The following is a 26,190-nucleotide window of genomic DNA, read 5'->3' as shown; positions in this document are numbered from 1 at the left end:
GAGGCGCTCGTCGACGCAGGACTCCCCCTGCAAAACCGGATCGCCCGATGGGGAGAAAGGGACCGAAGGATAGCTATGAGAACCCAGCATTTGGAGGAATTCGTCGTCTTCTCTCGCCATCTGAACTTCGGCGAGGCCGCAGAGGAGCTGTTCATTGCGAAATCGACCCTGAGCACGCACATCGCCCAGCTGGAACACGAAACGGGGCTCAAGCTGGTCGACCGCGCCAACGGCAACGCGCTGACGCCGGAGGGGGCCATCTTCCTGGAAGGAGCGAAAACGGCGCTGGGAAGCCTCAACGACACCATCGGACGCTGCTCGCGTTTTCGCCAAGAAACCGACCGGCGCGTGCGCATCGCCTGCTCGGCACCGACGACGGCCCTCGCCTCCCTGTTGAGCACGCGGATCGACGCACCGTTCTGCTTCGTCGACTGCGCGTTCGGCGAGCAGCCCTTCGCGGCACTCGACGCCGATCGCGCCGACCTTGCGATCACCTATTCCTTCGCATGCCTTCCTCGCCTGGTCGACGAGGCACGCGAGCGCGGCCTGGCATTCGAATGCGCGAAACCGTTTCCCCTGTCGATCGTCATGATGAAAACGCACCCCTTGGCGACGAGGAGGCGGCTTGCCCGCCCGGACCTCGCTCAAACAACCATTATGACGAGCGGCGTGCTAAGCTACGAGCACGACCGTCTTCTCACCACCAATCTGTTCGGAGAGGATCTGCACCTCGCGTTCGCCCCTGGCTCCATGCAGAGCTTCAACGACCTGCTGATAGTCGATCTGGGCCCGGCGCTGCTCCTGGCACCGAAGGAAGCCGCCCATCGTTGCTGCGCCGGGCGCGGCGACATGGCCCTGTTCGACGACGTGGACGGGCGGCCCTTCGGCTTCCCCATGGCCGTCGTATGGCGCAAAGGCGCGAACCCCGTCGTCGAACGCGCCGCCGCCACCCTGCATGCCTGCATGAAGAAAATCGAATGCGACGAGGGGCTCTGCGATCACAGCGCCATAGCTCAAGCGGGCTAGGCCTTTCGCCGGTCCGCTCGGAAGAGGGCCGCACGCAGCGCCGCGTACAGCGCGAACACCGCGGTGTACGCGACCATGCTCGCCTGGGCGGACGCGCCTCCTTGCAAGGCCGAAGGCGCAAGAGAGAGCGCCAGGTGGACGTAGGCCAGCGCGAAGAACAGGTACGCGAGCCGCTGGACGCGCTTCCACGTCGTAGAGCGCATGCGGTTCTTCACCGCGTTGAACGACGTGACGCCCAGCACCAGCAGCAACGCCAGCAAAACCACGGCCGCCACGAAAGACGCCCTCATGTTGGCGCCCGCCGCCCCGCCGGCCAGCAGCCTCGGCGCGTACGAAATCAGGTAGAACGCCGCATGGCCAAGGGCAAGGATGCAGGCGACGATGGACAGCTCGCCTCGAACGGGCATAAGCCAGCTGCGCGCTTTCGACCCAACAGGCAGCAAGCCTATGAACATGACAACGGTGAACAGGGAGAACGCGAGGGCGCATCTCCGAACTAGCAACGACAGCCCGTCCCAGACGAACCACGGCAGCAAGCCGAGGCAACCGGCTACGAACAGCGCGTCCAGGGCAACCGCCAAAAGGTAGAACGCCGCAGGGAATTTCTTGATCTGCGTGCGCAGGAGGAAGCAAGCCGCCGCCGTGCACGCCAACACTAAAAGGAACGCCATACGTCCCCCTCCTTCGTTTCGACTGAATGCGCGGCCTCTACCCATGTCGGCGTCGGGGGATCCGCTGCGGCACCGGCGGGGAGGGTCCACCGGCACCGTAGCGGATTCCCCGGCGTCGCGCGCGTCGCGTAAGCCCTTGCCTCGAGCAGCCAGAGCACCCTATCCGCGCTCGCGTTCGTGTTTGAAGTCGGAGCGGGCTACGCCGAACACGGCGCGGGCCGCTCCCCTAGGTATGGCGAAGGGTTCCGAGGAACTTCCGATCCGTTGCCGCATACTCGACCAGAGCGGCCGCCGTCAGGTCGTACAGGCCGCCGGGCGCGTCTTCGTGCAGGTCGCGCACGTAGTCTTCGATCCACTTCAGAACGTGGTTCGCCAGGAAATCCTCCTGACCCGCCAAGAGACGCTCTCGCTCGACCTCGTCCTCGGCTTCGAGCGTCGCCTTCGCCAAGGCGGCCATGAACGCGCACTCCAGCGCCAGATGGTCGTCGGCCACGCGGGGGTACAGCTCAGGTTGGTACCCGAAGGCGCGGTAGGCGTTGCGCACCTCGAGGGTTTCCACCTGGAACAGCAGCCGCTTGCTGCTGGTATAGGCGGACTCCCACGGGAACGACTCCCGATTGGCACCCAAACCTGCGATCACGCGGTTGAAATCCGATACGCTCCGCTCGAGTTCGGCCGCCCGCGCCTCCGGGTCGGCGTCCATGCGCTCGCAGAAGCCCGCCAAACGCGCAAGGGCCGCGCCCTCGCGACGCATGTCCTGCAGCGTGCCGAGGCACGCAGGCGAGCAGAGCGCCTCGAACAGCGCCTCGTTCGGCTCGCCGCCGAAAACCGTATGCGCCATCTCGTATAGGAAAGCCCGCCCGTACAAGCGCGCCTCGTTCTCTTCGCTCATCGCTGTCACCATGGTCGTGCCCCTCCTTCTTAAGCGGACCGCATCGGAGCCGCCCCAACGCATGCTCCCGGATAATCACTCCGTAGGGCAAGGGCTCTGCCCTTGTCGCTTAACAGGCAACGTTTTCGCAGGTCGACGGCAAGGGCAGAGCCCTTGCCCTACGAGTGGATAGCTGCGATCCAGCCATAGGGCCCCAAAAGGAGCGCCCCAAAGGGGGTCGGGCACCTTTTGGGGCGCTCGGCAACTCTTACAACACGAAAGGATCGCAGTCCTCGTCGAGCATGCAGTCCTTGATCTCCATCACCAGGCTCGGGTTCGTCTGCGACGAATCTGGCAGCACGTAGCAGTCTGACGTGAGATTGGCATCCGCGTGGGCTTTGCGCAGCTCATCGAGATCGCCGAACTCCAGCACGCGCTGGGGGCACGACGCCACGCACGACGGCTGCTCCCCCTGAGCGCGCAGCCCGGCGCACGCGTCGCACTTGTGCACGACGCCCAGCTCCTCGATGAGCACCGGCTCGCCGTACGGGCAGGCCATGACGCAGCTGCGACAACCGATGCATTGGTCGTCGTGGTGCAGCACGAGGCCGGTGTCCGCGTCCTTGTACATGGCGCCCGTCGGGCAGTTCTTCACGCAGGCGGGGTCGGCGCAATGGTTGCAGGCGATGGACGTGTGGTACATATGCACGTCCCAACCCGAACCGGTGGTGTAGCTCTTGACGTGGCGGAAGTCGGTGCCCACCTCGAGGCGGTTCACATCCTTGCATGCCACCTGGCAGCAGTGGCAACCGATGCAGTTATCGGCGTCGAAATAGAATCCCATCTGTCCCATAGCGAGTTACCCCCTATTCCTCGTCCGACAGCGGAATCTCGAGCGGCCACTCGCAGTCGGGCAGAAGCTCGATATTTCCGGTGTACTTCTCGTATTCAACAAGCGTGGTGTTCCAGCCGGACAATCCAGAGGAAGTCGTCCTACCACTCGACGTTAGGATATTGTCCGCACCCGCCATGTCGATGCCCGACTCCTCGTCGATGCGCACGCCGGCGCCATGGGGCACCATGATGACGCCCGGCATGATCGTGCGGCTCACCGTGGCCGGGCGGATGAAGGAACCCACGTCGTTGCGTACAAGGATGACGTCACCGTTCTTGATACCACGCGCTTCGGCGTCATCTTTGTTGATGAACACGGGATTCGGCATCGCCTCGCGCAGCCATGGCAGGTTGTCGTAGTCGGAGTGCGCGCGGCGCAGATAGTGAACGTGCGTCATTTGTATGGGATACGGGCCCCGCACCTTTTTCTCCCAGTCGGTGAAACTGTCGACGTATCCCTCGTGCTGCTCGATGTACTTCGGTAAAGGAGAAATTTCCTCAAACCGATCGACACCCCGATTGATCATGGCGAACATGTCGCCCTTAGCTTGGCAGTAGATCTCGAATTTGCCGCTTGCCGTAGTCTTCAGAGGATTCGCCTCGGGATCTTTACGGAACTCCTCGAAGGAGATAAAGACGTATGGATCGTCGGCCGAACGCTTAACACGGTACACGCCGTCGTCGAGGAATTTCTCAAGGGGAATACGCCCTTCTTGCGGAGTGCCGGAAACTTCATAACGATCGAAATCCTCTTGCTTGATGGTAAGCAACGGCTCGTATTTGCCATCCTCGTTCATGACGGTGGTCTTCGCCATGGCGTTCATCCACATCTGCTTGTCGGTGAAGGGCACAATCTCGTTCCATTCAAGCCCCAAACGCTTTGACAGCTCCTTGGCAACCTCCCAGTCGGTTCGAGACTCGAACAAGGGATCTACAATTTTCTTGTGTGCGAAGCAATTCTCTTTATCGATATTGGTGTCGTACACGGCATCTTTGTCGTATTCCCAGCGCGTGCAGATGGGCAGCACGATATCGGAATAACGTGTGTCGGTCTTCATGGTGTAAGCCTGCGAACACACGAAATCGACCTTGCGATAGGCTTCAATGCCCAGAGACATGTTCTCGAACGTCTGAAGACGATTGTGATGCTCGCTTACGATCACATGGATATCGATCTCACGCTCTTCGCATTCATGGAAGGCACCGCCTATGATGTGGCCAAAGCAATGGTACTTGCCGTCAAGAACGGCAGACCAAATCTCATCAGCACCAAAAATATCATCGACAGGGTTGAATTTGTTAGTGAATTGGAAAGGCGTTCCACCGAAGGCGGGTTTGACGATCTGGGGGCCGCGATTGAGGGCCCCATAATATTGATCATCGCCGCAGGCGTTTCCCGGCTTACCGAAATGGCCGCCCATAGCCGCTATGGTCATAAGCGCCTGTGGATAGTTCTCCGCGCCTTTGTTGCGCGCTGGAGCACCGTTGCTTGAGATATAGCAGTTGTTCTTGCAGCCCAAAACGTCTGCAAGATGGTTGATCATCTCGACGGGCGTACCGCATATCTCGCTCGCCCACTCGGGCGTCTTCTCCACGCCGTCGTATTTGCCCATGACGTAATCGCGGAAGTTCTCGTCGGTTTTTGCGTCGGCGGGCATGTGGTCGGCGTCGAAGCCCACCGTGCAACGATTGAGGAAGTCCCAGTCAATGAGGGAGCCGTTCTGGTCGCGCGTGATCATGGCATGGGCGATTGCCAGAAGGAGGGCGGTATCGGTGCCTGGGCGCACCGGGATCCATTCGGCATTGGTGAGCCCCGCCGTAACGCTGTATTCAGGCCCCACGAACAGGAACTTCACACCAGCTTCCTTGAAGTGCTTGAGGTAGTAGGACGGATTGCCGAATGCGCACCAAGAAACGTTATTGCCCCACAAAATGACGTAGTCAGAATTCAAGATGTCGTAGCGATCGTTGAGGTCGCATGACGAAACACCGAACAAAGAGGTTTTGTACGCAAAGGTTCCCGTCGACCCCGACGTGCATGAATCCACATACCCCCCGAACGCGCCAAGCACGCCTCCGAGATAACCTTCCATGTTCACAATATTTAGGTACAGGATGGAGCGGTTGCCGTACTTCTCTTTGGCGTTCTTCAACTCGGCAGCGATGGCGTCGAGGGCTTCGTCCCAGCTGATGCGCACCCACTCGTCACGGCCGCGCAGGCTCTTGTCACCACCGGTGAGCGGCTCCCAATGCTTGCGCTTCATGGGGTACTTCAAACGATCGGCACCGAATACTTGCTGCTGCGTGGAGCGGCCGCGCAGGCACCCGCGCGACTGGGGCCAGTCCCAGCTGTCCTCGTGCGTGTCATCGGTTTTCTGGCGAAGCACCACGCCGTCCTTCACGAGCACCTTGTTCAGGCATCGTCCACCGCAGTTGTGCCAGCACGGCGCAGCGATCCACTCGGCGCCTTCCTCGTTAGCCACGAAAGCCTCGGCGGAGCCGGCGGCCTCGCCCGTTTCCGTCAGATTGCCCTCTGCGCAGCCTGCCAGCGATAGGGCTCCGAACGCGGCGGTTGCCGCGGCGGCGCCTTTGCAGAACTGGCGGCGGTCTATGTTCTTCGATACGGTCATACGATTCTCCTCTCGCATCCCCATTTGTCTCTCACCCTGCATCCTACATGCTTCCCGCCGCGTAGAACGCGTAGCGGGCGATCACGACGCCTACCAGCACGCAGGCGAACGCGAGCGTCGCCATCGACGTGGCGGTCGGCTTGCCGCGACGCGCCAGCACCGTGCCGGCGATACCGCCGACCGCGGCCACGACCAACGCCACGATGAACGGCACGACGTCCAATCCCAAGCCGGCGAAATACGCCGCTTCCAAACCCGCGGCGACGGCGAACAGCGCGTCCAAAGCCACGGCGGCGCCGAAGAACGAGCCCTTCTCGAACAGCGGCTTCTCCATCAGGCCGCACAATGCGGCACCCATGGCCAAGTCTCCCACGATGAACAGCGGGAACGTCTGCCATGCGGCCCACGGGGCGACAGCGTTCGAAACGAAGTACGCGTTCGCCATGACGCACATGAGGCCGAGACCCGCCACGGCGCCCACGACGCGCAGCGCGCGCGGGCTCTTGCCCTTCACCTTCGACACGATGAAGTCCGCCGCCAAGATCACGCCGAACCCGATGGACCAGTACGCCTCTTGGGCGATCATGGCACCAGGATTGCTCAACGCGATAAGCATGCGCTCCGGATGCTCAAGGTGCATCGGGAGCCCCACCAGCCCGGCCGCGAGCAGCAAGCCGCAGACGAGCGGGAACAACCACGCGCGCTTGCCCTCCTGCCCTACCGGGAAAATCGCGCTCATCGTATACGACCCGGCCGTCAAGCCAGCTAGCGTCGTGAACACGAGCAAGGGAAATTCAGAAATCATCAACAGCACCTCGCAATCAGCCTCGTTGCCGAGGAAAAGCGCTCGCGCTTCCGGTGGCGCGGGACCCTCCCCCTCGAACGGAATCCCAACTAGATCCGAGCAAGCCCCCTCTCGGCGTGCCCCGCCAACGAACGGACTCCGCCACTATTGTCTTCGCGGCCGCGCGGATTCACGCTCGTTCGTTGGTGATATGCTACAGCGATTCACTGGTTCAGTCAATAGGTATTCCGCTTTGGGGGAAAATGAGGGATAATGAGGCAGCTGCACCGCCTTTGCTCGAAGGGCATCGCGGATGCTTGGGATGGCGGTGATACCCGCAACGACGATGGCAAGGAGCACCGCTTGTTCGGCATGCTCGTGATCATGTACTTGTTCCTCGGCGGCGCTTCCGCGGGCGCCTGCTTCGTCATGTCCTTGTGGAGCCTCGTGTTCCATCGCAACGACGATCGCCACGGCCCGCGCTTGCGCCTTGCGTTCAAAGCCTTGCTGGGGCGTTGCTACGGCATCTGCTTCGTCTTGCTCGTCGTGGCGGTGCTGTGCCTGGTCTGGGACTTGGGCTCCCCCAGCCGCGCGCTGTTGCTGTTCACGCGCGCGCAACCCACCATCCTCACCTTGGGGGCGTTCTCGCTCGCCGCCGAGCTGCTGATCGTGCTGGCGCTGGCAGCCGCCAACCTGTTCGGCCTCCCCCGCCTCGGCGGGCGCGCGAAGAAAGTCGTCGAGGTGCTCTGCTGCCTGTGCTCGTGCGTGGTCATGGCGTATACGGGACTGCTGTTGGCGGACAGCGCCATACCCCTTTGGAACACGTGGACGCTCGTGGCGCTGTTCTTCTTCTCCGCCCTTTCCACGGGCGTGTCCACGGTCTTGCTCATCGATTACTTCACGCAGGGGCAAACGCTGCTGCTGCGCGCGGTGAAGCCGTTGCAAAAGGCCCATGTGGCCTGCCTCGTTCTCGAGGCGATCGCCCTCGCGCTGTTTTTGCTGTCGGCGTTCTCGAACCCGCAAGCCCAGCAGTCGGTCGCCCTGCTGCTCGAACCCGACATGCTCGCCAACGGCGTCGTCGGGGTGCTGGGCATGGGGCTGGCGGTTCCCCTGGTTCTGGAAACGGCCTCCTTGCTGAGGAAGGAGTCGAGGAGCATCCCCGTTTCGGACGTCGTGTGCCTGATCGGCGGCCTCGTCCTTCGGTACTGCGTCGTCATGTGCGGAGCCCATTGGGCGGGCCCCGTTTTCTTCTAGAGAGAGATGGTAACGTTTGAGTGCGAACACCAGCATATTCGAAGTGGACGAGGCGTCCGATCTGCCCATCTGGGTGCAGCTGCGCAACAGGATCGCGTACCTCATACGCACCGGCCGCCTGAAGGGCGGCGAGCAGCTGCCCAGCATCCGCAGCCTGGCCGCCGACGCGAAGATCAACTACAACACCGTGACCAAGGCGTACCGCGACCTGGAGCTCGAGAAGCTCATCGTGTCGGTGCGCGGGCGCGGCATGTACGTACAGAAGAACCTGGCGGCGCAGGGCGAGCAGAAGACGCTGGCCATCGACGCGGTGCTGGAGGATTGCGTGCAGCAGTACCGCTCCCTCGGCATGACGTTCGACGAGATAGACGACCACGTGCGAGCCATCACGGACTCCATGAGAAGCGAGGCCCGCAGCGCGGCCGAAGAGAGGACGATATACTATGACGCGGAATAAGGCGCACGGCAAAAAGGCGGCCCAAGGAGCCCGAAGAAGCGAGCGCGAAGAGGTGCAGCAGGTCGAGTCGTACAGCTCCCCCAAAACCCGGCACACCGACGAGAACGCCAGCTTCGTGTTCTCCGCCTTCCTGTTCGTCGCGACGGCCTTGGCGGTGCTGGGCATCGGGTTCGCCGTTATGGGCACCGTCAACATCTGGCTGCTCGCGGCCGCCCTCGTGCTCGCGGTGCTGGTCATATTCACCGTGCACATCGCACCGCAGTGGGAGCGCGCCGTCATCCTGCGCCTGGGCAAATACCGGCGCACCGCGGGCCCCGGCCTCTACCTCACCATCCCCTTCATCGACCACGTGTCGCTGCGCGCCGACCAGCGCACCATGCTCACCGGGTTCAGCGCCGAGGAAACGCTCACGGCCGACCTCGTGCCCGTCAACGTGGACGCCGCCGTGTTCTGGATGGTGTGGGACGCCGAAAAAGCCTGCCTGGAGGTGGAGGACTACTACGACTCGGTGGCGCTGGCCGCGCAAACCACGCTGCGCGACTCCATCGGGCGCAAGGGCATCACCGACATCACCATGCACCGCGACCAGCTGGACGAGGAGCTGAAGGCGGCCATCGAGGAGAAGACGTCGGTGTGGGGCGTGTCCATCCTGTTCGTGGAGATCAGGGACATCGTCATCCCCAAGGATCTGCAGCGCGCCATGTCGGCGGAGGCGCGGGCCGACCGCGAGAAGGACGCCCGCATCGTGCTGGCCGAGGTGGAACGCGACATCGCCGCCATGCTGCACGACGCGAGCGAGATCTACCGCGAGGACGACATCGCGCTCAAGCTGCGGCAGATGCACCTGGTGAACGAGAGCCTGAAGGACTCGAAGGGCTCCCTCGTGGTGCCCAGCTCCTACGCGGAAGGCTTCGTGGACGGCAACGGCGGTCCGGGCGAACGATAGGCCGGAGACCCCGGCAGACGGCAGGACGGGCATCTCTGCAGGGACGGGCTGCTGCCCGCCCGGCGCGGCGCCGCCCAATGCGAACGTACCGTGCGGCGAACGCGAGCGAACCAGGTGCCGAATGCCCCTCTGCATGTCGAGCGTCTTCGGGGAAGCTGAACGCCGCTCCCCGTGCGTCGCAGCGATGTCAAATGCAAACGAGAGGTCGATTCCCGAGCAGAATTGACGGTAGTGTACGGGCGAAAGCCCGACTTCCGCAAGATAACCCCGCGTTTTCCCAGCTCGAAGAATTTGCACACCAACACAGCAGCGCGAAAAACACTCCGGAAGGTGCTTGAAACACGGAAATCCCGTACACTACCGTCAATTCTGCTCGGGAATCGACCTTTGAGATGCATTCGCGCTTGTCTGGGCCTGAATTGGGGAAGAGCACGCGCCGCAAGCCTGCCGATTAGGGGCGTTTAGCGCACTCGCTGCACAGCTTGGTTCGCTCGCTCGGGAGGGTCCGATGCGCTCGGGTACGGCTTGGTGCGCCCGCGCGCTCAGGAGATTTCGACGCGCTCGCCGTACGGCTTTTCTCGTTGGCACGCTACGCGCCGGGCGGCCAGCAGGCCGCCCCTACGGGCGCTCCCAAAACGGTAGGGCAACGGTCACGTTCCGCCCGGCGGGCGCAATCGCCGCGGCTACTTTTCCGGCATCCTCCACAGCAGCACGAAGCCGATGACGAACAGCACGGCTATCGAGAGCACGCCCATGGACGAGTTGCCGGTTATCTGCGTGAAGATGCTCACCAAGAACGTGCCCATGACGGCGGCGTACTTGCCGAAGATGTCGAAGAACCCGTAGTACTCGTTGGCGTGCTCCTTGGGTATGAGCTTGCCGAACTCGGAGCGCGACAGCGCTTGGATGCCACCCTGGAACAGGCCCACGCAGATGGCGAGGATCCAGAACTCAAGGGCCTCGCGCAGGAAGAACGCCGCGAACAGCGTGATGCAGAAGTACGCGCCGATGGCCACCATGAGCATCTTCTTCGTGCCGAACTTCGTGGACAGCCGCCCGTAGGCGATGGCCGAAGGAAACGCCACGAACTGCGTCACCAGCAGCGCCAGCACGAGCTGCGTGGAGTCTATCCCTAAGTCGGTGCCGTAGCTCGTGGACATCTTGATGATGGTGTGCACGCCGTCGATATAGCAGAAGAACGCCAGCATGAACAAGCGCAGCTTGCGGTCCTTGAAAATGCGCTTGAGCGTGCGCCACAGCCCCGAGAACGTGTCGCGGACCAGGTGCTCCGGGCGCTCCTTGAAGTGCGTCTGATGCACGTCGCGGATGAGCGGGATGCTGAACGCGACCCACCACACGGCCGTGATGAGGAACGCCACCTTCATGCCCACGTCCATGGGAATGCCGATGCTCGGCCCGCCCAGCACCACGGCCAAGCACGCGATGAACGGCACGCACGAGCCGATGTAGCCCCACGCGTAGCCCTGCGACGACACTTCGTCGTAGCGCTCGTCGGTGGCCGCATCGACCAGGAACGCGTCGTAGAACACCATGGAGCCGTTCAGCATGATGGACGCGACCACATACAGCACGAGAAACGCCAGCGCCGCCGTGGGTATGCCGAGCGCGGCCAGCGCCACGGCGCCCGTGCCCACGGTGCCCACGAAGAACTTCTTCTTGTTGCCCTTCAGGTCGGCGAGGCTGCCCAGGATGGGCATGAGCAGCGCCAGGATAAGCGAGGCCACCGTCTCGGCGTAGCCCCACGCCACCACGACCGACGAGCCCGGCTCGGCCAGCGAGGCGAAGTACACGGGAATGAGCGCGGTCGCCAACAGCACGAACGCCGAGTTGCCCACGTCGTAGAGAACCCAGCTGCGCTCCTGCTTCGTCATCTTCACTCGCGCCATGTGCGCCTTCCTCTCGTCTCGCGCGCCCCCGCGCGCCGTGTCCCGAAGCCGCAGCGAAGCCGGCCGCCGAGGGCGCACCCTCTGCGACGCGCCTCGCGCACCGCCGTTCAGCCTGAAACGTTCTTCACAACTGGGAAACCGACGGTTAACAAGCACCGCCTCATTGTATATGATACCGCGTAGCGACACGGGTAAATTTCAAGTCAGAAACGGGGCGCTCGCCATGCCTGCTCTCATCACGCACGACTTCTTCGGCCAGGACGTATACGACCGGCTCTTCCGCGACATCGGGGGCACCCGCGACGAGGCGCAGGCGTTCCTGCTGGGCAACCAGGGGCCCGACCCCCTGTTCTACGCCGTGGTCGATCCGCGCCTGCGCGAGCACAACCGTTTGGGAAACATCATGCATAGCGAGAAGCCGAGCGAGCTTATCAAGGCGTTCAAGGACTCCCTAGGTATCTTGGGCGAAGACGAGCTGCCGGTGGGCCGCGCCTACGCGCTGGGATTCCTGTGCCATTACACGCTGGACTCCACCATGCACCCGCTCGTGTTCTTCCACGAGTACCGCCTGTGCGATGCCGGCGAGCCGGGCCTCTCGCGCGCCGACGGCCACGAGGTGCACGCCGTCATCGAAAGCGAGTTGGACGAGCTCGTGCTGTTCGCGAAGCGCGGCGAGACCGTGGCCACGTTCCAGCCGTGGCGCGAGATACTGCAAGCGAGCGATTTCGCCCTCGACGTGATCTCGAAGATGTACTCCTACGTGGCGCTCACGGTGTACGGGCGCATCGTCCCGCCCAGCATGTTCGCGCAGTCCGTGCGCAGCTTCCGCCGCGTGCAGCGGCTGTTCTACTCCAAGACCGGTGCCAAGCGCGCCGCCATCGGGCGCGTGGAGCAGCTGGTGCGCCCGTTCTCGTTCTACCAGTCCATGAGCCACAGGCCCGTGGAGCTTACCGAGAGCGCCTACGACAACCGCGCTCACGAGGCGTGGGAGAACCCCTACACGGGCGAGGCGAGCACGGCAGGGTTCTGGGACCTGTTCGACGAGGCGCTCGAGAAGGCCCTGGCGAACATCGCAGCGTTCGACCGCGACGACTTCGATTTGGAGGACGCGCGGGAACTCACGGGCGAGCTCGACTTCTCGGGACGACCCGTCGTGGCCACGCTCGTATCGGTGGAGGACGGCGTTCCGACGCCGGAACCGAACGACGCACCGGAGCGAGGCGACGCGGACGGCGCTCCGAGCGCCGACGAGCCCTCCCCTGCCGGCGCCTAGCCCCGCATGCTCGAGGTCGTTCTCACCATACCGTTCTGGCTGGAGCTGGCCGCCGCGCTGACAGGCGGCTTGTCAGGCGCCATGAGCGCCGTGCGGGCGCGCTACGACATATTCGGCGTGGTGTGCATCGCGCTCACGGCCGGGTTGGCCGGCGGCATCATGCGCGATTTGCTCATGCAGAACTACGGCATCTACGCGTTTCAGAAACCCGAGCTGCTGCTGGCCTGCGCCGGTGCGGGCGTCGTCGTGTTCTACTTCGGCAAGCTGGCCGCCTATCTGGACCCGGTCGTGGCGCTGCTCGATAACCTGTCGGTGGCGCTGTGGGCCGTGATCAGCGTGGGCAAGGGGCTTTCGGCCGGCCTGGACATCGTGCCGTCCATCATCCTGGGCACCGTCACCGCCGTGGGCGGGGGCATCCTGCGCGACGTGTTCATGAACCGCGAGCCCGAGTCGTTCCAGGCCGGGGCGATGTACGGCTCGGCCGCGCTCATCGGCTCCACGGTGTACGCGCTCATGGCGCAGAACCACGTGCTCGACCAATACGCGCCCTACGCGTGCGTGGCCATCGTGCTGGCGCTGCGCTACGCGTCGCTGTTCTTCGGCTGGAAGACGAAGCCGCCCAAAGACTACACCGACGTGGTGACGAGCGCCGTGGCCCGCCCGGTGAAATCCGTGGCACGCCGCGTGCGGCCCCCGAAGGGAAAGGTGGCCCGCGAGCGCGAGCGGCGCACGGCCTACGAACGGCTCCGCCGGTTCTGGCGCGCACCCGGCGCCACATCCCCCTTGCCGCCGGTGGAGAAGAACATCGACGGCGGCGCACCGGGATCGAGGCGGCCCGACGAAGCCGCACCCGAAGCGACTCCCAGCGATCCGAGCGACCGCATCCACGTGGACCGCGAGGAGCTGCGCCGCATCATAGGCGGCGACGCAAGCGAAGAAGAGCCCCGCGACCCGTTCGAGCCGCGCTCGTAGGGGCGGTGCGCGGAGCGCAGCGTCGGCAGGTTCCGCGGGCCTACGGCCCGCGGAACCCTACACGTTCTTCAGCAGAATGGTGTTCATGGTGTCGGCTACGTGCTCGCAGGCGTCGCAGCACTTCTCCATGCGGTCGAAGATCTGCGTCCACACCAGCACGCGCATGGGGTTGTCGTTATCCTCGGTGTGCAGCTTGCGGATGACCTTCAGGAACAGGCGGTCGGCCTCTTCCTCGTAGGTGTTCACGTCGATGATGAGCTGCTTGAAGGTCTTGGACTTCTTGAAGTTGCGGAAGTCTTCCATGGCGCGCTCGAGCGCCTCGCAGCTCTTCTTGATCAGGCAGGCGAACTCGTGCGCGTCGTGGTGCATGAAGTGGACGTCGTACATGTAGAAGCGCTGCATGACGTCCTCGATGTAGTCGATGATGTTGTCGAGGTACTGCGACAGCTCGATGATGTCCTCGCGCTCGATGGGCGTGATGAAATCGGTGGCCACCGTTTTGAAGATGGCGTGGTTGATCTCGTCGCCCTCGTGCTCGAGCTCGTGCGCGCGCTCCATGACGTCGCGCAGATTCTCGGCCTCGGTGAAGTTCTCGATGGCCTCGATGAGCAGCTCGGCCTCCTTCACCGCCAGCTCTGACTGCTTTTCGAAGGCGTCGAAGTAATCGAACTTGTGCTTCTTGGACATTGAACACTCCTTTTACGAGAAGAGCAGGAACAGGTGGGCGAATGCGAACCCGAGCAGGCCGCATCCGGGGAACGTGAGCACCCAGGTTTTCACCATGTCGACGGCTATGCCCCATTTCACGGCGCTCTTGCGCTTGGCGGCGCCCACGCCCATGATGGCCGTGGTGTTGGTGTGCGTCGTGGAAACCGGCAGGCCGGCGAACGTGGACAGCATGAGGCAGAAGAACGTGGCGCAGCTGGCGGCGAAGCCCTGGAACGGCTCCAGTTTCACCATGTCGAGGCCGACGCTTTTGATGATGCGCTCGCCTCCCACCGCCGTGCCGATGCCCATGTTCAGCGCGCAGAAGAACATGAGCCAAATGGGCAGGATCATCTGGTCGGCCTGGCCCACGCCCGTGGCCAGCGTGATGGCCAGCACGAAGATGCTCATGAACTTCTGGCCGTCCTGAGCGCCGTGCATGAACGCCACGCCCGCGCCGGACACCACCTGCGCCCAACGGAACGCCTTGGTCGTACGCTTGCGGTCCATGTTGCGGCACACGCGGCCGACGATTTTGGAATTGAGCCACCCAAGGAAGAAACCCAACAGCGTGGACAGCAGGATGCCGTAGACCACCTTCATCCACTCGCCGCCGTTGATGGCGCCGAAACCGCCCTGCAGCGCGATGGCCGCACCTGTGAGGCCGGCGATGAGCGAGTGCGACTGGCTGGTGGGAATGCCGAAGTACCATGCGGCCACGCCCCATACGATGATGGCGATCATGGCCGCCGTGAGCGCGATGAGCGCCTGTTGCGAGTTGCCGCCGAAATCGACCATGTTGAAGATGGTATGCGCCACGGCCGACGTGACCAGCGACACGAGCAGCAGGCCCAGGAAGTTGCAGGCGGCCGCCATGAGAATGGCCCACTTGGGCTTCATGGCCCGCGTGGACACCACCGTGGCGATGGCGTTCGGGGCGTCGGTGGCGCCGTTGACGACGATAACGCCGATGTTGAGCAGGGTCACAGCCACCAGTACGGGGTTGGAGGCGAGCTCGGCGATAAACGTAGCCCACTCTATGGTCACGGGTTCCCTTTCAACAAAACAGTAAAAAGGCTCAGCAGTTCACCAGTTTAACGTAAATCTGACAAACAGCTAGGCGGCGGCCCTTCTTTTTACGTCGACGGACGCGCCGTTTGGTAAAATTCACGTAAAGGAACACAATCGCCGCCTAAAAGACAGGCGGCAAACGGCGGCCGACCCCCCCCCTTTTTTTCGCCACGTCTCCCCGGCACCGAAGCAAGGGGACGCCCCGCTCGACAAGGGCGGCTTGTTCCCGCCCGCCGCTTGAGGCGTCGAGCGCGAGGCCGCGCACGGCGAATGCCATAGGGGAAAACCCTTAAGGGGAGATGGCAAGCGGCATCGAAGCCGTGACGGCTGCTAAACTACAAGTATATTGCTATGAATTAAAGAAGGTGCCGCGCGGACGGCGCCTTCGACGCGGGACCGTGCTCGAGGGGGAGCGATCGCATGAACAAGAGGGCGCAGTTGCCGCTGCAGACGGGCGACTTGATCGTCGGCTTCATGGTGTGGGTGATCCTGTCGTCGCTGCTGCCGTACATCAAGCAGGACGTCTCCATACCGCCCGATCAACTGGCGCTCGTCACGGCCGTGCCCGTGATACTGGGCTCGGTGCTGCGCGTGCCGTTGGGTTATTTGGCGAACCTGCTGGGCGCGCGCACCGTGTTCTTGGGCAGCTTCGTGTGCCTGCTGTTCCCCGTGTGGTTCATCAGCGAGGCCACCACCTACGAGGAACTCATCGCGGGCGGGGTGTTCCTGGGAATAGGCGGCGCCATCTTCTCCGTCGGGGTCACGTCGTTGCCGAAGTACTACCCGCGCGAGCGGCACGGCTTCGTGAACGGCGTGTACGGGTTCGGCAACATGGGAACGGCGCTCACCACCTGGCTCGCCCCTCTGGCGGCGGCCGCATGGGATTGGCGCATAGCCGTGAAGCTGTACCTGGTGCTGCTGGTTGCCGCCATCGTCGTGAACCTCGTGCTGGGCGATGCGCGCGAGCCGCGCGTGAAGACGCCTATCGTGGCGCAGATCAAGACCGTGTGGCGTGACGGGCGCCTGTGGTTCCTGTCGCTGTTCTACTTCGTGACGTTCGGCGCGTTCGTGGCGCTGACCGTGTACCTGCCGAACTTCCTCACGTCGCACTACGGGCTGGACGGCGTGACGGCGGGCATGTGCACGAGCGTGTTCATCGTCGCGGCCGCGACCGTGCGCGTGCTGGGCGGCTGGCTGGCCGATCGGCGGGACTGCCTGGGTCTGCTGACCGGCGTGTTCGCCGCGCTGGCGGCCGGTGCCGTGGTGCTGGCGCTGGCGCCCGACCTGCCCGTGTACCTGGCCGGCATATACCTGATCAGCGTGGCATGCGGCATCGGCAACGGCGTGGTGTTCAAGCTCGTGCCCACGTACTTCATGGACCAGGCCGGCCCGGTGAACGGCTTGGTGTCCATGTGGGGCGGCTTGGGCGGCTTCTTCCCGCCGCTCGTGCTGTCCGCCAGCATGGCCGCCTTCGGCTCCAACGTCCCCGGCCTGGCCGCCTTCGGCGCCCTGGCGCTCGTATGCCTGGGCGTGGCGGTTTGCATGCGGAAGCGGCAATCCTCGTAGAGGCAGGCTGCCGGCCGCAGCGTCGAGTCGTTCTGCCGTTCGTAGAACGGCGGAACTCCCTAAGCGTAGAACGCGAACACGCGCTTGCGTTCGGCGCCGATGGTGGTGAGATTGTTGTGACCGGGGAGGACGACGGTGTCGTCGGGCAGCTGCTCCAGGCGCTTGAGCGAGCGGCGCATGTCGTTCATGTCGCCGCCGACGAAATCGGTGCGGCCGATAGAGCCGCAGAACAGCGTGTCGCCCGACACGAGCACGGGCGCGGCCGCCGGGTTCGCGGTGCGCTCCGGATCGAGGAACAGGCACATGCTGCCCTTCGTGTGGCCGGGCGTGACGATGACCTTCCACGGCATGCCGCCGACGTTCAGCGTCTCGCCGTCGGACACCGTGCGATCGACGGGGCACGGCGCGAAGCGGGTGTCGTCGCGCGGCAGGCTCTGCTCGCCCGAGATCAGGGGCGCGTCGATGGCGGACGCGATCACGGGAGCGCCCGTCAAGGCGCGCAGGTCCTTCGCGGCGCCCACGTGGTCGGAATGGCGGTGCGTCAGCACGATGGCGTCGAGCTTGCGCCCGCCCAGCGCCTCGACGATCTTGTCGGCCTTGCACGTGGGGTCCACCACCATGGTGGCGTCGCCGTCCGAGATCAGGTACACGTTGTTCTCCAACATGCCCATCACCAGGTACTCCACCGACACGCACGTTCCCTTTGCTTTATAGGTCATGAGGAAATCCTTTCGGTTGCTCGGTCTCTCTTGTTGCTTGCTGGCACGTCGCGCTGCTCGCCGCATGGCTTCGGTACTCGCCAGGTGCCGCGCCGGGCGGGGCAAGCCCCGCCCCTACGGTCAACCTGCGGATGGATCACGGTCGGCAGACCGCCCGCAGGTTGACCAGTAGGCGGATTGCGGGCTTCCCTTATTTCTTCTTCTTGCCGGTTTCGCCGGGCAGCATGCGGCGGGCATCGAACACGCCCTCGATGCTGTGCAGCTTGTTGAGGATGATGTCGATGTGCTTGATGTCTGACACTTGGAACAGAAAGCGCATCTCCGCCATGCCGTCGCGATGCGAGGTCGTGGACGACGACAGCACGTTCGCCCCCACCTCGGACAGCGTGACGGCCACGTCGCGCAGCAGGTTCATGCGGTCGAGCGCCTCCACGAACACCTCGATCTGGTACGACGTGCTCTTCGACGGAGCGCTCTCCCACGACACCTCGATGATGCGCTCGGGCTCCGTCATAAGGTCGCGCGCGTTCGGGCAGTCGGCGCGGTGCACCGACACGCCCCGGCCGCGCGTGACGAAGCCCAGGATGTCGTCGCCCGGCACGGGGTTGCAGCAGCGCGACAGGCGCACGAGCACATCGTCGATGCCCTTCACCACCACGCCGTTCGAGCTGTGAGCTTCGTGCTTCTTCGGGCGCTTCACGCTGGTGAGCATGGGGGGCAGCTTGCCCGTCGACATGTCGCCCATGCCGAAACCGGGCGTCTCCGCCTCTTCGTTGCCCTTGTCCACCAGTATCTTGAGCAGGCGGTTCGCCACGTGCTGGGCGCTCTCCTTGCCCGTGCCGATGTTCACGAGCATGTCGTCGGGGTCGTTGTAACCCAAATGCTCGGACACCGATTTGATGGCGCGCATGGACTGCGCGCTGGAGATGCCCAGCCCGTGCTTGCGCATCTCGCGCGTGAGCTTGTCGCGGCCGCTCTGCAGGTCGTCGCCGCGGCTCACGCGGCTGAAGTACGAGCGTATCTTGCTGCGCGCGCTGGGCGTCTTCACCAGGTTGAGCCAGTCGCGCGAGGGGCTCGCGCTCTTCTGCGTGAGTATCTCCACGCGATCGCCCAGCTGCAGCTCGTAGGTGAGCGGCACGATGGCGCCGTTCACCTTCGCGCCCACGCAGTGGTTGCCCACTTCGGTGTGGATGGCGTAGGCGAAATCGACGGGCGTGGAACCGGCACGCAGGCTCATGGCCTCGCCCTTCGGCGTGAACACGAACACCTCGGTGGGCGCGAGGTCGACCTTGAGGTCCTTCAGGAACTCGCGCGAGTCCTGGGTCTCGTCCTGCCAATCGACCATCTGGCGCAGCCACGCCAGCTGCTGGTCCAAGGCGTCGCCGCTCTTGCCGCCCTTCTCCTTGTAACGCCAGTGGGCCGCCACGCCGTACTCGCTTTGGCGGTGCATGTCCTCGGTGCGGATCTGCACTTCCAAGGGGCGTCCCGCCGGGCCGATGACGGTGGTGTGCAGGCTCTGGTACATGTTGTACTTCGGCATGGCGATGTAGTCTTTGAAGCGGCCGGGCATGGGGTGCCACAGCGTGTGCACCGCCCCGAGCGCCGAATAGCAGTCCTTCACCGACTTCACGATGATGCGCACCGCGATGAGGTCGTATATCTCGGAGAAGCCCTTGCCCTTCTGCGTCATCTTCTGGTAGATGGAGTACAGATGCTTCGGACGGCCCATGATCTGGGCTTGGATGCTCACCTTCTCCATCTCGTCGTGCAGGATGCCGATGATCTGGTCCAGATAGCCCTCGCGCTCGGCGCGGCTTTCGGTGACCATGCGGCTGACCTGCTTGTACTTGTTGGGTTCGAGGTAGTAGAACGACAGGTCCTCAAGCTCCCATTTGATGTTGTTGATGCCCAAACGGTGCGCGATGGGCGCGTAGATCTCCAGCGTCTCGCGCGCCTTGAAGATGCGGCGGTCCTCGCGCAGGGCTCCCAGCGTGCGCATGTTGTGCAGGCGGTCGGCCAGCTTGATGACGATGACGCGGATGTCCTTGCTCATGGCCACGAACATCTTGCGGATGGTGGCGGCCTGCTCGTCGGAGAGGCTCTCCACCTCGATGCGCGTGATCTTTGTCACGCCCTCCACCAGCTGCGCCACCTGGTCGTTGAACTCCTCGGCCACCTGCTCGGCCGTGACGGACGTATCCTCCACCGTGTCGTGCAGAAGCGCCGCGCAGAGCGTCTCCACGTCCATGCGCAGGTCGGCCAGGATGATGGCCACCTCAACCGGGTGCGCCACGAACGGCTCGCCGCTCTTGCGACACTGGCCCTCGTGCGCCTCGCTGGCGAACTGGAACGCCTTAGCCAGCAGCGCCTGGTCGGGTTCGGTCAAGTACGCGGAAGTGAGGCGCTGCAGTTCGACGAAGCGCTCTTCCGGCGTTTCGGTGCGGCGCGACCCGCCCGCATCGGCGCGGCCTTCGGACGCGAACGCCTTCTCGGCCACATGCGGCCTGCCCAAAAGGTCGTCTTCGACCGTCTGCTTGTGCGACGCCTGCTCGAGCGGCTCTCCCAACAGCTCTTCGCGCTTGTGCTCGCCTTTGCCCATGCGGCCTCCTTTCCCTGTTCTAGCGGTCGGCGCGCGACGCGGAGCCCGGCAGGATGGGACGCGACACGCGCACGCGCAGGCTGGCCGCGTCGGCGCCCATCGCCCAGTCGCGGAACGCGTTGAATATCGCGCGCTCGCCCAGACCCTCGCGGTAGCGCACGCTGTCGGTGAGCTCCACCTTGCTGTTCGTGTCCACCACGCGGATGGAGCGCGTGGTTTCTCCCGAGGCGTACGCCGTGTGCGTTTCGATGAGCCCGAGCTCGCGGAACACGGCCACGCCGCACGCCGCCGAGGCGGGGCTCACCGCGTGTCCGCCCTCGCTGGCGAGCTTCGCCAAATCCACGTTGCCCAGCGTGAAGAACGCATCGCCGTGGTCGCGCTGGATGGCGCGCAGCCGACGGTACACCTGCGCCAGGCAGTCGTGGTCGGGCGTCATGTCGCGCAGAACCTGCTCGTTGATGCCCGCGTCGTTGCGCCCGAACAGCAAGTGCACCTGGGCCGGCGTGCCGTCGCGCCCGGCGCGGCCGCTCATCTGGTTGAACTCCACCTCGTTGTACGGCAGGTGGTACAGCACCACGTGCTTGATGTTCGGAATGTTCACGCCCTCGCCGAAGGCCGACGTGGCCACGAGCACCTTGAGCGCGTCGGTGCGGAACAGATCCTCCACCCGCGCTCGCTCCACACGGGTGAGTCCCGCGTTGTAGAAGCCGATGAGCGGCGCCATCTGCGGCACGCGCTTGCGCAGCGTGCGCGCCACAGCCACGGACTGCTCGCGGGAGTTCACGTACACCACCGTCTTCTCGCCGCTGGCTACGAGGTTGGCCAGGTAGTCCTCGCGGTTCTTCAGGTTGCGGCGGTCGTCCACGCCCAGATTAGGGCGATCCGCCTCGTCCAGCACGAGCTCGTCCAGCGGCAGCGCGGTGCGGATGGCGTCGGCGATGCCGTCGTCGGCCGTCGCGGTGAGCGCCAGCACCACCGGCTCTCCCAGCTGCGCCACCGCCTGCCCGATGGCGGCGTAGGCGGGACGCTGGCCCGCGCGGGCCAAGCCGATGTGATGGGCCTCGTCCACCACCACGAAGCCGATGCGCCTCGATTGCGCGAACTCGCCGGCGTGGTACCCCAGGAACTCGGGCGTGGTCAGCACGATGTCCACCGAACCGTCGGCCAAACCCGCGAATGTCTGGCGGCGCTCCTCGGGGGTGCTCTCCCCCGTGAGCACCGACACGGCGATACCGAACGGTTCCAGCGCCTCGTTCAAGTGGAACGCCTGGTCGGCGATGAGCGCGCGCAGCGGGTACACGAACAGGCTGGCCGTGCGCTCGCGCAAGGCGCGGCAGGCGGCGTGCACTTGGAACACGAGCGACTTGCCGCGACCCGTGGCCATGACGGCCAGCACGGAGCGGCCCGCGTCCAGATGGTCGAGCACGGTGCGCTGCGACGCGTGGAGGGCGCCGTCGCCGATGATGGCCCGCACGATGTCGGCCTCGAGGCCCGCCGGGTCGCTCGCGGCCTTGCGCTCCCACTGCTCGCGGTTCGCCGCGCGAGCGGCCTCGTACGCCTCGACGGCCTCGGGGCTGTGCTCGACGTCGGCGCACAGCTCGGCGTCGCTCGTGGCGTACAGATCGGCCACGAAACTTAGGTTCTCGGGGTTGAGGCACGCTTCGAGCGCGCCGCAGGTGCGCGCGGGCGCGAGCGACTGCAGCATGGCCTTCACCGTGCGGCGTCCGCGCCATTCGTCGATCTGCACCTCGAACGCGGCGTTCACCACGCTGTCGGTGTGCATGAGCGCCTCGATGTCCGTGCAGTGGAACATGATGCCGGCCACCGTGTTGCGCCCGTCGGACAGCGAGCACGAGAAGTGGTTCTTCTCCGCGCCCACCGCACGGCAGTTCACCAGCGTCACGTCGCGCGCGAGGAAGCACGGCACGGGGTTCTCCTGGCCGAAGGGCGCCAGCGCGTCCAGCTTCTCCACGTTCTCGAGCGTGAGCTCGTCGAGCGCCACGCACGTGTCGATCTCGATGAGCGGGTGGAAGGCGCCTTCGGGCAACTCGTCCATGTAGGCGCACAGGCGCTCGGAGAACTCGGGCAGCTTGTCGGCCGGCAGCGTCACGCCCACGGCCGCGTCGTGTCCGCCGAAGCGCGTGAGCAGGTCCGACGCGCTCTCAACGGCCTTGAACAGGTTCACCTGGCCCACGCTGCGGCCCGACCCGCGCGCCTCGTCGCCATCGATGGTGAACAACAGGCTGGGCACGCCGTAGGCGTTTACCAAGCGGCTCGCCACGATGCCCTTCACGCCCTCGTGCCAGCCGTCGCCCGACACCACGAGCGCGCGCTGGCCGTGGTAGAGGTCGGCCGCCTGCGCCTTCGCTATCTCGGAAAGCTCGGCCTCGATGGTGCGGCGCTGGTCGTTCACGGCCTCCAGCTCCTGGGCCAGGCGGCATGCCGTGTCGAAGTCGTCGGTCATGAGCAGGTCGAGCGCCAGCTGCGCGTCGCCCATGCGACCGGCGGCGTTCAGGCGCGGGATGAGCGAGAAGCTGAGGTTCGTGGCGGAGACGGGCTTGTCGGCCGCGCCGCTCGTGCCCAGCAGCGCGGCAATGCAGGGGCGCGGCGCGTCGTTCATGCGGCGGATGCCGTCGGCCACGAGCGCGCGGTTCTCGCCGCGCATGGGCATGAGGTCGGCCACCGTGCCCAGCGTTGCCAGGTCGGTGTAGCTGCGCCACAGATGCGGGTAGCCGAAGCGGCCGCCCAGCACCTGCACGAGCTTCAGGGCCACGCCCACGCCGGCCAAGATGGCGCTTTCGCACGCTTCGTCGCACTTCGGGTCAGCCACCGGCACGCCCTCCGGCACCAGGTCGACCGGCTCGTGGTGGTCGGTCACGGCCAGGCCCACGCCGGCGGCCACGATGGCGGCGGCCTCCACCTTGCAGGCGATGCCGCAGTCCACCGTGACGATGAAGTCGGGGTCGAGCGTGCGCGCGCGCTCGAACGCGGCCTCGGTCAGGCCGTACCCCTCTTCGAAGCGGCGCGGGATGAACGGGTCGGCATGCGCGCCGAGCGCGCGCAGCCCGCGCGTGAGCACGGACGTGGCCGAGATGCCGTCGAGGTCGAAGTCGCCGAACACGACGATGCGGCCGTCCTTCCGCATGACCGCCTCGAGCGCGTCGGCCACCTCGGACAAACCCGGGATGCCGTAGGGGTCGAGCCAGTCGCGATCGAGCGAGGGCTCCAAGAACGTGCGAACCTGTTCGGGCTCGACGATACCGCGCGCCACGAGCGTGGCGGCCACGAAACGCGGCAACCCCAAGCCGCGCTCGATGCGCGCGACGGCGGCAGGGTCGGCCGCTTTGATGTTGAACTGGGCAGACATGGGCGCTCATACCTCACATGCGAAGAGTCGATATTTCACGCCTCATTGTCCCACAATCCGCCCGCCGTGTCACCGGAGGGAGTCGAGCGCGCATGAGAAGAAGATGAGAGGAAACGTTCCTGAAGAGGCGGAACCATCATGGTTGGAGGGATCATGATGGTTCCGGTGCCTCAGACCACTGCTATTATATGACATAGTCTATTATTTGAGAAGAGCCTATTGCCAGTTTTTCAGCGTTCGTGCACGACCTCGCCCATACGTGACACGTCGTAGCCCACGATGGTGGCTATCTCCTCGCGAAACGGGCGCGTGCGCGCGAGCTTCGCCACCGTGCCTGCGACGCGCTCGGCGGGGCCCTTCGCGAGGGCGATGTCGAGCCATTCGTCCTGTAACGGCAGGAAGTCGACGCCTTCCACCTGATGGAACACCCGCTCCGCCCCGATGCCCACGTCGGCGGCGCCGCGGGCGACGAACGAGGCCATGGACAGAGCGGAGTTCGCCTCGCGGTCGTATCCCGCAAGCTTCGAGCGGTCGGCTCCCAAGCTTGAAAGGGCCTCGTCCAGCAGGATGCGCGACCCGCAGCCGCGCTCGCGGTTCACCAGGCGCACGCCGGGACGCAGCAGGTCTTCCCACGTGCGCAGGTTTTTGGGATTGCCGCGCGCGACGATGAGCCCTTGGCGGCGCCCCACGAGGCGCACCAGCTTCACCGGCAGGCCCGGCATGAGCCGTGAAACCGCCTCCACGTTGTAGGAGCGCGTGGCCCCGTCGTACAGATGGACGAGCGCCGCGTGCGCCCGACCGAGGTAGAGATCCACCAACGCCGCGTAGCTGCCCTCGTACACGCGGTTGACCGGGGAGTCCGTGGCTCCCAGGTAGTTCGCGATCACGTCGCCGATGACGTCGTTGCCCGCGATGACGTACTCGCCCGACGGCGCAGGCGAAGGGCGTAGCGAACCGGCAACTTCCACCGGCTTCGACACGGCGCGCGAGGAATCCGCGCGACGAGGCTTAACGGCGGACCGCCTTCCCACCGTGGGCGCCGTGCGCTTCGAGCGCGCGATGTAGTTCCCGACGTCGCCCATGGTGAAGCGCATTTTGCGCCCGATGTGGTACGACGCGAGTTCGTCGCGTTTGACCAGGTTGTAAACGGTGTTCTTGCTCACTTGGAGGATGCCGGCAACCTCGTCGGCGGTCAGAGCGTCGTTGCTGGGCACGGGCCTTCCCTTCGAATATATCCATATAGAAATAGATATTGATAGGGATAATATAGAGGACGGGACGGCGTCGCGCAACCGCTCCACGTGCGATTACGTTGTTTTCGCACGCGGGATGCGACGGAGCGGAGCGCGGAGCCCCCTCCCCGCCGTCTTGAGCAGAGCGCGAAGGCCCTTCGCAGCGCTCGGGCATCCGCCAGGGCGCGGGCGGCACCCCGCGTCAGACGATCGACGGCTCGGGCGGCATGGGCGCTTGATGGGATCGAACGGAGGGTGCATACTACGGAATAATCCCTATCGGTGTAAGAAGGAGGCTCGGTGCGCTCGCAGGCAGTCGGATACGCGCTCGCCGTGATCCAGGCGATCCTCTACTCGACGATGGGAGTCATCGGCAAGTACCTGTTCGGCACGGGACTCGAACCGCCGCAGGTCATGGTGCTGCGCTTCAGCCTGACGTTCCTCCTGCTGGGCGCCTTCCTTGTCGTATGGCGACGACAACCGCTGTTCAGCCGGCAGCCGCTCGTGTACGTGCAGGGCGTGTTCTTCGTGGGCAGCGCGCTTTTGTACTTCATGGCGGTGAACGAGATCACCGCCGGGCTTGCCACCGTCATCCTCTACGCGTACCCCGCCGTCGTGGCGCTTATGGGAACGCTCGTGTTTCGCGAACGCCTTACGAAGCGGATCGTGGCCGCGCTCGTGCTGGCCATGGCCGGTGTGGTGCTCATATCGGGCGTGCTGCCGGGGTCCGACCTGCAGTTGTCCCCGCTCGGCGTGTTGTACGGCGTGGGAGCCTGCTTGACGTTCGCCGTCTACTCGGTGCTCGGGCAGAAGGTCGTGAAGAAGGACGGCACGTTCACCATCACGTTCTCGCTCACGGCCGTGAGCCTGGCGGTGCTGGCCGTGTCGTTTCCCACGACGTTTCCCACCATGTTCGAACTGACGCCTACGCAGCTGGGGCTGGGCGCGGCCATGGCGCTGTTCAACACCGTCATTCCCGTGGCATTGCTGCTTATTTCCATCAAGATCATCGGCGCGACCAAGGCGTCGCTCGTAGGCACGTCGGAAACGCCGTTCTCGCTGCTTTTCGCCTATCTCGTGCTGGGCGAGACGCTTACGGCTCTGCAGGGGATCGGCTGCGTGCTCGTCGTCGCGTCGATCTTCGTGGTGACGCTGCCAGGTAGGGCGGAACGCCGCGAACGAAAGAACGGGCAGGGACACGGCGAGCCTGCGGAAGCCGAAGGGGAGCTTTCGTAGCGCGGCCTAC

20 protein-coding genes are annotated in these 26,190 nt (G+C 64.7%); 8 read left to right on the top strand and 12 right to left on the bottom strand.

Translation table 11 applies throughout. The features are described from left to right. The first annotated feature begins 75 nt into the window (after window positions 1–75). Window positions 76–1,026: a LysR family transcriptional regulator gene (locus HCH03_RS03285; RefSeq protein WP_221688322.1), complete on the top strand. Its 951-nt coding sequence runs from the start codon at window positions 76–78 to the stop codon at window positions 1,024–1,026. On the opposite strand, the gene HCH03_RS03280 is transcribed toward HCH03_RS03285, so the two are convergent. The 5 genes from HCH03_RS03280 to HCH03_RS03260 all read right to left on the bottom strand — a co-directional run bounded on the left by HCH03_RS03280 (window position 1,023) and on the right by HCH03_RS03260 (window position 6,897). Next, window positions 1,023–1,697 carry a ferric reductase-like transmembrane domain-containing protein gene (locus HCH03_RS03280; protein ID WP_221688321.1) on the bottom strand — a complete coding sequence of 225 codons (675 nt, stop codon included), beginning with the start codon at window positions 1,695–1,697 and terminating at the stop codon, window positions 1,023–1,025. The two genes, HCH03_RS03285 and HCH03_RS03280, sit on opposite strands and share 4 nt — an antisense overlap. A gap of 226 nt (window positions 1,698–1,923) precedes the next feature. Next, entirely contained in the window at window positions 1,924–2,601 is a 678-nt protein-coding gene (locus tag HCH03_RS03275) for a TorD/DmsD family molecular chaperone (RefSeq protein ID WP_221688320.1), read from the bottom strand. A 235-nt stretch (window positions 2,602–2,836) separates the two neighbouring features. Next, a complete protein-coding gene (locus HCH03_RS03270; protein WP_221688319.1) occupies window positions 2,837–3,421 on the bottom strand; it encodes a 4Fe-4S dicluster domain-containing protein in 585 nt (194 codons plus the stop codon). A gap of 13 nt (window positions 3,422–3,434) precedes the next feature. Further along, window positions 3,435–6,092, bottom strand: coding sequence for a molybdopterin-dependent oxidoreductase (locus HCH03_RS03265; protein WP_221688318.1), 2,658 nt, complete (start codon window positions 6,090–6,092; stop codon window positions 3,435–3,437). Window positions 6,093–6,135: 43 nt separating this feature from the next. Next, the gene (locus HCH03_RS03260; RefSeq protein WP_246599496.1) at window positions 6,136–6,897 is read right to left on the bottom strand and encodes a DmsC/YnfH family molybdoenzyme membrane anchor subunit; all 762 of its coding nucleotides are present in this window, start codon (window positions 6,895–6,897) and stop codon (window positions 6,136–6,138) included. A gap of 252 nt (window positions 6,898–7,149) precedes the next feature. Between HCH03_RS03260 and nrfD the strand changes: the two genes are divergently transcribed. Genes nrfD through HCH03_RS03245 form a run of 3 tightly spaced genes read left to right on the top strand, consistent with a single transcriptional unit; the run spans window position 7,150 to window position 9,533 of the window. Further along, entirely contained in the window at window positions 7,150–8,130 is a 981-nt protein-coding gene (gene nrfD / locus HCH03_RS03255) for an NrfD/PsrC family molybdoenzyme membrane anchor subunit (RefSeq protein WP_221688317.1), read from the top strand. A 16-nt stretch (window positions 8,131–8,146) separates the two neighbouring features. Beyond that, a complete protein-coding gene (locus HCH03_RS03250) occupies window positions 8,147–8,587 on the top strand; it encodes a GntR family transcriptional regulator (protein WP_080144494.1) in 441 nt (146 codons plus the stop codon). Continuing rightward, window positions 8,574–9,533 (top strand): slipin family protein, encoded by a 960-nt coding sequence (locus HCH03_RS03245; protein ID WP_221688316.1) that lies wholly within the window; start codon window positions 8,574–8,576, stop codon window positions 9,531–9,533. The genes HCH03_RS03250 and HCH03_RS03245 overlap by 14 nt, the downstream gene beginning before the upstream one ends. 683 nt (window positions 9,534–10,216) lie before the next feature. Here the strand turns inward: HCH03_RS03245 and HCH03_RS03240 are convergent. Next, window positions 10,217–11,440, bottom strand: a complete 1,224-nt coding sequence (locus tag HCH03_RS03240) for an MFS transporter (RefSeq protein WP_221688315.1) — start codon at window positions 11,438–11,440, stop codon at window positions 10,217–10,219. 223 nt (window positions 11,441–11,663) lie between these two features. Here HCH03_RS03240 and HCH03_RS03235 point away from each other — a divergent pair, with 223 nt between their 5' ends. Both HCH03_RS03235 and HCH03_RS03230 read left to right on the top strand, forming a co-directional pair. Beyond that, a complete protein-coding gene (locus HCH03_RS03235) occupies window positions 11,664–12,713 on the top strand; it encodes a zinc dependent phospholipase C family protein (protein ID WP_246599492.1) in 1,050 nt (349 codons plus the stop codon). Window positions 12,714–12,719: 6 nt separating this feature from the next. Continuing rightward, window positions 12,720–13,685 (top strand): trimeric intracellular cation channel family protein, encoded by a 966-nt coding sequence (locus HCH03_RS03230; RefSeq protein ID WP_221688314.1) that lies wholly within the window; start codon window positions 12,720–12,722, stop codon window positions 13,683–13,685. Window positions 13,686–13,742: 57 nt separating this feature from the next. Here HCH03_RS03230 and HCH03_RS03225 read toward each other — a convergent pair whose 3' ends face one another. After that, window positions 13,743–14,372 carry a DUF47 domain-containing protein gene (locus HCH03_RS03225; RefSeq protein WP_080144489.1) on the bottom strand — a complete coding sequence of 210 codons (630 nt, stop codon included), beginning with the start codon at window positions 14,370–14,372 and terminating at the stop codon, window positions 13,743–13,745. 12 nt (window positions 14,373–14,384) lie between these two features. After that, window positions 14,385–15,437, bottom strand: a complete 1,053-nt coding sequence (locus HCH03_RS03220; protein WP_080144488.1) for an inorganic phosphate transporter — start codon at window positions 15,435–15,437, stop codon at window positions 14,385–14,387. A 444-nt stretch (window positions 15,438–15,881) separates the two neighbouring features. Between HCH03_RS03220 and HCH03_RS03215 the strand changes: the two genes are divergently transcribed. Beyond that, the gene (locus HCH03_RS03215) at window positions 15,882–17,027 is read left to right on the top strand and encodes an MFS transporter (RefSeq protein WP_221688313.1); all 1,146 of its coding nucleotides are present in this window, start codon (window positions 15,882–15,884) and stop codon (window positions 17,025–17,027) included. Between the two features lie 59 nt (window positions 17,028–17,086). Here HCH03_RS03215 and HCH03_RS03210 read toward each other — a convergent pair whose 3' ends face one another. From HCH03_RS03210 to HCH03_RS03195, 4 genes are all read right to left on the bottom strand, one after another. Then, entirely contained in the window at window positions 17,087–17,746 is a 660-nt protein-coding gene (locus HCH03_RS03210; protein WP_221688312.1) for an MBL fold metallo-hydrolase, read from the bottom strand. A gap of 190 nt (window positions 17,747–17,936) precedes the next feature. Continuing rightward, on the bottom strand, window positions 17,937–20,345 hold the full coding sequence (locus HCH03_RS03205; RefSeq protein WP_080144484.1) for a RelA/SpoT family protein: 2,409 nt from the start codon (window positions 20,343–20,345) through the stop codon (window positions 17,937–17,939). 19 nt (window positions 20,346–20,364) lie between these two features. Then, on the bottom strand, window positions 20,365–23,712 hold the full coding sequence (gene recJ / locus HCH03_RS03200; protein ID WP_185904272.1) for a single-stranded-DNA-specific exonuclease RecJ: 3,348 nt from the start codon (window positions 23,710–23,712) through the stop codon (window positions 20,365–20,367). 230 nt (window positions 23,713–23,942) lie between these two features. Continuing rightward, window positions 23,943–24,926, bottom strand: coding sequence for a substrate-binding domain-containing protein (locus tag HCH03_RS03195; RefSeq protein ID WP_221688311.1), 984 nt, complete (start codon window positions 24,924–24,926; stop codon window positions 23,943–23,945). Between the two features lie 318 nt (window positions 24,927–25,244). Here HCH03_RS03195 and HCH03_RS16740 point away from each other — a divergent pair, with 318 nt between their 5' ends. Next, the gene (locus HCH03_RS16740; protein ID WP_221688310.1) at window positions 25,245–26,180 is read left to right on the top strand and encodes a DMT family transporter; all 936 of its coding nucleotides are present in this window, start codon (window positions 25,245–25,247) and stop codon (window positions 26,178–26,180) included. The last annotated feature ends 10 nt before the right edge of the window (window positions 26,181–26,190 follow it).

The organism is Gordonibacter massiliensis (ex Traore et al. 2017), from assembly GCF_019731765.1.
GTDB classification, from domain to species: Bacteria; Actinomycetota; Coriobacteriia; order Coriobacteriales; family Eggerthellaceae; genus Gordonibacter; species Gordonibacter massiliensis.
Note: the sequence above shows the minus strand (reverse complement) of the source record. Positions and strands in the feature narration are given on the sequence as shown.